This is a genomic window from Puniceibacterium antarcticum (assembly GCF_002760615.1).
In the GTDB taxonomy this organism is placed as follows: domain Bacteria; phylum Pseudomonadota; class Alphaproteobacteria; order Rhodobacterales; family Rhodobacteraceae; genus Puniceibacterium; species Puniceibacterium antarcticum.
Genome location: NZ_AWWI01000095.1, coordinates 1 through 7,392 on the forward strand (window position 1 = coordinate 1; position 7,392 = coordinate 7,392).

Consider the following 7,392-nt stretch of genomic DNA (forward strand, 5'->3'; position numbering starts at 1 on the left):
ACCGATCCGTGAGTTTCGAGACATCTTGTGCGAGCGCTGTCATGGCAGTCTCCTGAAAGAACGGGGGGTCTTTTCTGCCTGCGATAGGTAATGCATTTGCATTGCCTTGTCAAGACAAGCCGCAGGATCTGCTGTCGCCGGGCAGGCCGATGAACCGTCCGGCGCAGCACCTAATTTCGCCTCGCTAGGAACTCCGCCAGCACGGGACTGGCCGCGCCTTTCGCGGAGCTGAGCAGCTCCGAGCCCGCGAGCGTCGCTTTCGACAGGCGCACGAGGCCGCCGGTTTCCTCGATGCGGTAGCAGCGGCGTTTTTGCCGCCCACGCCTGTAGTGCGTCGCGGTGACGATCTGGCATGTACTGCCATCGGTGAGCGTCACGGGCGTGGCGAGCCTGATCTTGTCGCCTTCCTCGTAGTCCGGGATCGCAGCCCAATTCCGGCAGCGCTGACGCCAGTCCTGGGCGTAGCTGTCCGGGTCTTTCAGCTCGGAGAGGAGCTCGATCAGCCCAAGGGGAGCACGCGACTCGTTCGGGCCAGCACTTTCCTCCATGTCCTTGTAGCCCCAGCACCCGTCATCGTATCGGGTGAGGAAGACAGCCCCGAAAGTGATGGAGCCATCCGCATCGGTGACATAGGTCGTGTCTTCGACAGGGGTGCCGTCGAGATTGGTGACCTTTGCCGCCGCATACCAGGTTGAGCCGACCTTGCAGGCCTTGACCAGTTCCGTCTTGCGCGTGTCGCCATGAGAGGTGCAGAGCCGGGCGATTTCCGCTTTCTCATCCGCGTAGGTCTGGACGCGGCCGTCGGTGTAGAAGAGCCATCCCATCTCAGAGTCCTTTCTCTCATTGGGGAAATTGTTGTCGCCAATGTCCCGAGAGGGCCGCAGGCCCGGCAGGGTATTGGCGATGCTTGTTTGAGAAAGGGCGCGTTACGCCGCCCTCCGGTCATCGATTTCCATCAGCGCATCGAGCGGCACGCGGTAGGGCTGCATGGCGTCGAAATCCTCGCAATTGCCGCATGAGAACGGCGGTGCAACAGTCGGCCACGGTAGCGGCGGGATGAGCCTGCTGCGGGCGGCGTAAAAGTCGTCCACCTTTACCCTTTCTGGCGACAGGGAGGGCGGGAGGATTTTCACCGTGGACTTGTATCGGAAGGTGCGGCTGGCTTGTGCTGAGGGCATGAGCCAGCGCGAGGCAGCGCGGCACTTCAACATCTCGCGCGACAGCGTAGCCAAGATGATGGCGTTCTCGGTTCCGCCCGGATATCGGCGGACGGCTCCCGTGAAGCGGCCAAAGCTGGATGCCTTCGCCGGACTCATCGACGGCTGGCTGGAGGACGATCGGGAGGTTCATCGCAAGCAGCGACACACGGCGAAGCGCGTATTCGAGCGGCTGCGTGCCGAGCACGGGTTCACCGGCGGCTACACGATCGTGAAGGACTACATGCGCGAGCGCGAACGGCGCGGCCGCGAGATGTTCGTGCCCCTGGCGCATCCGCCCGGACATGCGCAGGCTGACTTCGGCGAAGCCATAGTCTTCATCGGCGGCGTTGAGCAGAAGGCGCATTTCTTCGTCATCGACCTGCCGCACAGCGATGCCTGCTTCGTGCGTGCTTATCCCGCGGCGACAGCAGAAGCTTGGGTGGATGGCCACGTCCACGCCTTCGCATTCTTCGGGAAGGTGCCGGTCTCGGTGGTCTACGACAACGACCGCTGCCTGGTGTCGAAGATCCTCCCGGATGGAACGCGTCAGCGAGCCACGCTCTTCAATGGGTTCCTGTCGCATTACCTGTTCCGCGACCGCTACGGCCGCCCGGGCAAGGGGAACGACAAGGGCAACGCGGAGGGCCTGGTCGGCTATTCCCGCCGCAACTTCATGGTGCCGATCCCGCGGTTTGCGACTTGGGACGCGTTCAACGCCCATCTGGAGGAGCAGTGCCGCAGGCGTCAGGCGGATGTCCTGCGCGGCCAGTCCGAGACGATCGGCCAGCGCCTCGTGCGGGATCTGGCCGCGATGTCCGACCAGCCGGCGGCGCCGTTCGATGCCTGCGACCAGGCCACTGGCCGGGTCAGTTCCCAGGCGTTGGTGCGCTACAAAACCAACGATTATTCGGTGCCGGTCGCCTATGGCCACCGTGACGTCTGGATCAGGGGCTATGTCGACGCCGTCGTGATCGGCTGCGGTGGCAATGTCATCGCACGCCATTCCCGCTGTTATGACCGCGAGGACATGGTCTTCGATCCGGTCCACTACCTTCCGCTCATCGAGCGCAAGATCAACGCCCTGGACCAGGCGGCGCCTCTGGCGGAATGGGACCTGCCGCCGGAGTTCGCGACCCTGCGCCGCCTGATGGAGGCGCGAATGAACAAGGCCGGACGCCGCGAGTATGTCCAGGTGCTGCGCCTGCTGGAGAGCTTCGGCATCGATGACCTGCATGCGGCAGTAAAGAAGGCGCTGCAACTGGGCGCGGTCGGATTCGATGCGATCAAGCATCTCGTGCTGTGTCAGGTCGAGAAGCGGCCGCCGAAGCTGGACCTCGACATCTACCCCTACCTGCCGCGGGCGAACGTCGAGACCACGTCCGCGGCCAGCTATATGGCCTTGCTGTCGGAGGACGTTGCATGACAGCGGCCCCGAAGATCCTGCTGGCGGATCACCTGAAGACACTGAAGCTGCCTACCTTCCTGCGGGAATACGACAAGCTCGCCCGCCAATGTGCCACTGAGGGGCGCGATCATGTCCAGTTCCTGGCGCGGCTGGTCGAGCTGGAGTTGATCGACCGCGAGCGCAGGATGATCGAGCGTCGGATCAAGGCGGCGAAGTTCCCGGCCACCAAAAGCCTCGACAGCTTCGACTTCAAGGCGATCCCGAAGCTGAACAAGATGCAGGTGCTGGAACTCGCCCGCTGCGAATGGATCGACCGCCGCGAAAACGTCATCGCGCTCGGCCCCAGCGGCACGGGCAAAACGCACATCTCTCTGGGTCTCGGGCTGGCCGCCTGCCAGAAGGGCATGTCGGTCAGCTTCACCACCGCCGCAACGCTGGTCAACGAGCTGATGGAGGCCCGCGACGAACGCCGCCTGCTCCGTCTGCAAAAGCAGCTGGCCAGCGTCAAATTGCTGATCATTGACGAGTTGGGCTTCGTGCCGCTATCCAAGACAGGCGCCGAACTCTTGTTCGAGCTGATCTCGCAGCGCTACGAGCGCGGTTCCACGATGATCACCAGCAATCTGCCATTCGACGAATGGACCGAAACATTCGGCACCGAACGCCTGACCGGCGCTCTGCTCGATCGGCTGACCCACCACGTCAACATCCTCGAGATGAACGGCGACAGCTATCGGCTCGGCCAAAGCCGCGCCCGAAAGACTGAAGCCAGCGCCTGATCACCCGTCGCAGGATTGGCCCTGCGGGCCAATGCGCCATGGCACGCGCCAGCTATCTGGGGAGCGCGCGCGCCATGGCGCTTGGCACCCCGCCACTGGCCTGATTTTGCGCCGCCACCTGGCCGGTTTTGTCTCCGCCGTTGACACCGCAGTTCTGCACGATCGCGAAGGTGTCGCAGGCATCCTTGAGGATGACCCGGAAGGTGCCGCCGAGGCCCGAGGGCACGTCGTAGGTCCCGCCTATGAGATAATCCGAGGCCCGGCGCACGAAGACGCGGATGCTGTGGCCATCGGTGGCGAGCCGGATCGTCCCCTGCCCCCGGTCGATGAGCACCTGCACGTCATCCAGGATGTCGGTATAGAACTGGCCGATCAGATCGCGAAACGCCATGCGGCGCTGCGCCATCCAGTCGGTGTCCCGAAACGGGTTCATGCCGTCGGCGAAGGCGAAGGAGGGATCGGCCTGTTCGGTGGAGACGATGCGGGTGGTCGTGCCATCGATGCCGTTCGAGCGCAGATGCACACCATTGCCGACGATGAGGATCAGGGCGGGCCTGTCCACGGGCCCGTTCCAGTTGGGCAGGAAGGTTTTGCAGGCGCGCGCATGGGCGATCTGCGCCGCAACTGCGGAGGCAGAGAACTTGAGAATAGCCATGGGGATGTCTTTCTGTTCGGTTTGGAAGGGTCGACCCGCGCGCTCGGGATGCTCCGCGCGGGTCACTTGATGCGTCAGGCCGCTTGCGCGACCTCGCTGTCAGGCTCCGTGGTGTCCGCAGTGGGCTCCGCCTCATCACAGGCGACACCGGCGGTCTGCATCATTGACGGGCACCAGGCGGCCACGGCAGCGCGCTGCGCGTCCGTGAGCGTGGCGAAAGGCTCGGCGAAGAGCTTGTCGCAGAAGGCGACAATCTCCTTCTTGCTCGACGAGGCCAGCGTCACCGCCTCCTGGGCGAGACCCAGATCCTCACCGAGGATCTTCAGGAGCCACGCCTTTTTAAAGCGATTGAAGAGCGCCGCGTTCGGCGTCCAGTGGGCGCGGATATCGGGCATGATCTCGATCTCGAACGCATGCATCAGGCTGTCGCGCGATCGGTCCCGCGCGAAGCAGGACTGCGTGGTGCTGGCGGTGGCATAGGCCACGAGCTTGGCCTTCTCGCCGGCCTCCAGCGCGCGAAACGCCGCGAACTGATCAGCGGGCGCGCGGGCGTCATCTAGCCAGGACAGATCAAGCGCATCATGCGCCGCCGCCACCTGCTCGAGCGAGGTCTCGTCGATCTCGTCCATCTTAGCGTGGCTGCGGTATTCCTTGCGGGCATCGACCTTGATCGCCTGAGTCACGGCAATGCCGCTGGCCAGAACGTCGCTCACCAGCTTGAAGAGCGTCAAATCGAGCGTGGCCTCAGGATGCAGCGCCATCGCGGCCCCAAGCGCCATGGCCCGCTCGGTCTTGAGGTCCTCAGCAAGTGAGGCTGGATAGGTGATTTCGCCGGCGTCCGGGGCCTCCTCCCCGGTCGGGTTGGCCGAGGAGCCGCGCGCGCCCTCCTCTTTGACGGTGTCTTCCGGGCGGACGAGGCCAACATGGAGCGTGATCTGCCCACCCTGCCACGACGCGATCACCCCGGACCGCGCGAGGTCCTCAGCGCTGTAGGCCTCCTGCAGATCGCGGGCTTCCTCTTCCAGAGTGTCCACGCGGTCGTAAAGCGCATTGTAGGCATCGTCTTCGAGCCCCTCATCCTCCATCTCGAGCTGTAGTTGCTCAAGCTCGGCGGTGATCTCATCCACGCGCGTCTGGGCGGCCTCATCGGGCTCGATCGGGCCGGGATAGACACGGCCGTAGTCGGCCATGGTCGCGTAATCATAGCGCACCATCGCATCGGCCCAGGCAAAGCCCAACCTCATACGGGCCTCTTCGGCAGCGGCACCGAGCTTCTCGAGCAGGATGGTCTCGACCAGCGCCGCATTCTCGAGCACCGAATGTTCCTCCAGCAGATCGGCCGCGACAGCGCCGCCGCGGGCCTCGTAGTCCGCGCGCACGAAAGCCCCGATGTCGTCGCTGACCTGCACGCCGCGGGATTTGAGAGCCTGACGCACCGTGTAGGCTTGCAGGTAGCTGTCTTCCTTGGTGAGAGCCTCGTAAACCTCGCGCTGTACCTCCTGGCTCGGGTGCTCGGCGAAAGCCTTCATCGTGTCGAGCGTGATCACCTTGCCCCGGGCCGCGGCGCGGATGTCGGGGTGGATCAGGCCATAGCGCAACCGGCCTTTCACGGCCGCCACCGTGGTGCCGAAGGTCTTTGCGATCGTCTCGGGCGTCTGGCCGTCGACCTCCATCATCCGGGCGAAGGCCTCGAACTCGTCGATGGCATTCATCGGTGCCTGGGTGATGTTCTCGGCGAGCGACAGTGCCGTGGTGACGTCGCAGTCTTCCGGCACAAGGCGGCAGTCCACCTTGGTCTTCGCCGTGAACCCCTTGGTGGCCTTGTCAGCGGCCAGCTCCTTCAGCGCGGCATGCCGCCGGCCACCGGCGAGGACAGCATATTTGCCGTCAAGCTTCTGGACCAGGAGCGGCTGGAGCAGGCCCAGCACAGCGATGCTGGCCTTCAGATGCGCGATGTTCTCGGGGTCATAAGTTTCCGGCGAGTTGCTGCGCACATTGGCGGGATGCGGGACCAGATCGCCGATGGCGACGATGAGAGGGGCAAAGCTTGTGGTCATGGGATATCCTTCCAGGTGGGTGAGATGCGGCCCGCGCGCTTGCGCGCGACCAATCCCCGGCTTCAGGGATCACCACGACAAAAGGCCCACTTTCCCTTTGGGGGTCAGTGGGCCTTCAACGCCTGGGGTGTCAGGAGGGGGTGTCCCCTGCCCTTCTACCAGTCGCGCGCCAGCATGATGGTCAGCACGCGCATGGTGGTGGCAGGATTGTCCGGGGTCTCAGCGCCGTAGCGGAAATCCGAGTCTGCTTCATAGAGATCGATCTTCCAGAACACGGTCTCGCCCCGGATCTCGACCGCCCCGAAATCGTGCCAGCCCTCGGGATCATTCTCAGGCTCGAATGTATCGAACGCACCGGTCGCCTTCACCGCCTCGGCCATGAAGCCGTCACCGGCCTCCATAAGCGAGCGGGTGACATGCATCCGGCCCTGGATGGGCTGCGCGGGCGGCACGCCAAGGCACGCGAGCTTGCGAAACGCGTCGTTCTGCGCCGCGATCACGGTCGGATCCGGACGGTCTGGCAGGGGTTGAACGGTCATGGACATGGGGATCTCCTTTGAGAGGTTTGAAACACCCTTCTCAAAGCCCGCTTTCACTTTTCCGCCTGGCGGATGAATTGAGGCCGAAGGCGCCCTACCCGAACAGCCCTTTGGGTCTGTAATTCGGGTTGGGGATGGTTTCGATCCAGCCGCCTTGTTCTTTAATGCTCTCGAGCGCTGCCGAGAACGGATAAGCGCCATCAGACTGGCTCCACCAATAGGCACCGCGCTTGAAGGTGATGATCTTGCGGCGGCCGTCTTCGAAGCAGGCCACCCGCAGCGTCTTGGGTTCCTTGCGTGACATGCGAGCCTCCGTTCTCCGTGCGGTCAGGCCGCCTCGGCACTGCGCCCTGCCCTGCCCGTCTCCGATCTGGCAATCAGATAGTCGCAGGCGCGCTGCGCGTCCGCGGCGTGCTTGAAGATCGCACCCTTGTCCGATCGAAGAACGCGCAACCAGTTGTGGAGATACGCCGCGTTCATCTCGAGCGTATGCGCCGTGAAGCCAAGCGTCTGACCCAGAAACACCGAAGACAATTCGGCCACGATCTCTTCGCGGGCATAGGAGGTGTTGCCAAATCGCGAAAGGCCGAAATCACGGTTCAGTCGATGCGGGGCTTTTGTGGCATGGGCCAGTTCATGGGCCCAGACCCCGTAGAAATTGCGCGGGTCCTGAAACCGCGTGATGGACGGCATGTAGACCTTGTCCACGGGCGGCAAATAGTACGCCTCCGTGCCCGTGAAGACGGTTGTGATGTCGA

At 63.8% G+C, this 7,392-nt stretch carries 8 protein-coding genes and 1 pseudogene; 2 read left to right on the forward strand and 7 right to left on the reverse strand.

Going from position 1 to position 7,392, the window contains the following annotated elements; genetic code table 11:
• Window positions 1-170: 170 nt before the first annotated feature.
• On the reverse strand, window positions 171-824 hold the full coding sequence (locus P775_RS12880; RefSeq protein ID WP_099911367.1) for a DUF6927 domain-containing protein: 654 nt from the start codon (window positions 822-824) through the stop codon (window positions 171-173).
• Window positions 825-926: 102 nt separating this feature from the next.
• Window positions 927-1,019: pseudogene (locus P775_RS12885) on the reverse strand (regulator); the annotation flags it as partial.
• Between the two features lie 115 nt (window positions 1,020-1,134).
• On the opposite strand from P775_RS12885, the gene istA reads away from it, so the two are divergent.
• Window positions 1,135-2,622 carry an IS21 family transposase gene (gene istA, locus P775_RS12890; protein ID WP_143520899.1) on the forward strand — a complete coding sequence of 496 codons (1,488 nt, stop codon included), beginning with the start codon at window positions 1,135-1,137 and terminating at the stop codon, window positions 2,620-2,622.
• Window positions 2,619-3,383, forward strand: a complete 765-nt coding sequence (istB, locus tag P775_RS12895; protein WP_099911369.1) for an IS21-like element helper ATPase IstB — start codon at window positions 2,619-2,621, stop codon at window positions 3,381-3,383. Before istA ends, istB begins: the two co-directional genes overlap by 4 nt.
• 52 nt (window positions 3,384-3,435) lie before the next feature.
• Here istB and P775_RS12900 read toward each other — a convergent pair whose 3' ends face one another.
• The 5 genes from P775_RS12900 to P775_RS12920 all read right to left on the reverse strand — a co-directional run.
• Complete coding sequence (locus P775_RS12900; protein ID WP_342749649.1) at window positions 3,436-4,038, reverse strand: regulator; 603 nt, start codon at window positions 4,036-4,038, stop codon at window positions 3,436-3,438.
• Between the two features lie 74 nt (window positions 4,039-4,112).
• Window positions 4,113-6,095, reverse strand: coding sequence for a ParB/RepB/Spo0J family partition protein (locus tag P775_RS12905; protein ID WP_099911370.1), 1,983 nt, complete (start codon window positions 6,093-6,095; stop codon window positions 4,113-4,115).
• A 155-nt stretch (window positions 6,096-6,250) separates the two neighbouring features.
• On the reverse strand, window positions 6,251-6,640 hold the full coding sequence (locus tag P775_RS12910; RefSeq protein WP_099911371.1) for a DUF3768 domain-containing protein: 390 nt from the start codon (window positions 6,638-6,640) through the stop codon (window positions 6,251-6,253).
• Window positions 6,641-6,728: 88 nt separating this feature from the next.
• Window positions 6,729-6,938 carry a DUF6330 family protein gene (locus P775_RS12915; RefSeq protein ID WP_099911372.1) on the reverse strand — a complete coding sequence of 70 codons (210 nt, stop codon included), beginning with the start codon at window positions 6,936-6,938 and terminating at the stop codon, window positions 6,729-6,731.
• Between the two features lie 23 nt (window positions 6,939-6,961).
• Window positions 6,962-7,392 (reverse strand): zincin-like metallopeptidase domain-containing protein (locus P775_RS12920; protein WP_245875680.1); only part of this gene is annotated, 431 nt, incomplete at its 5' end.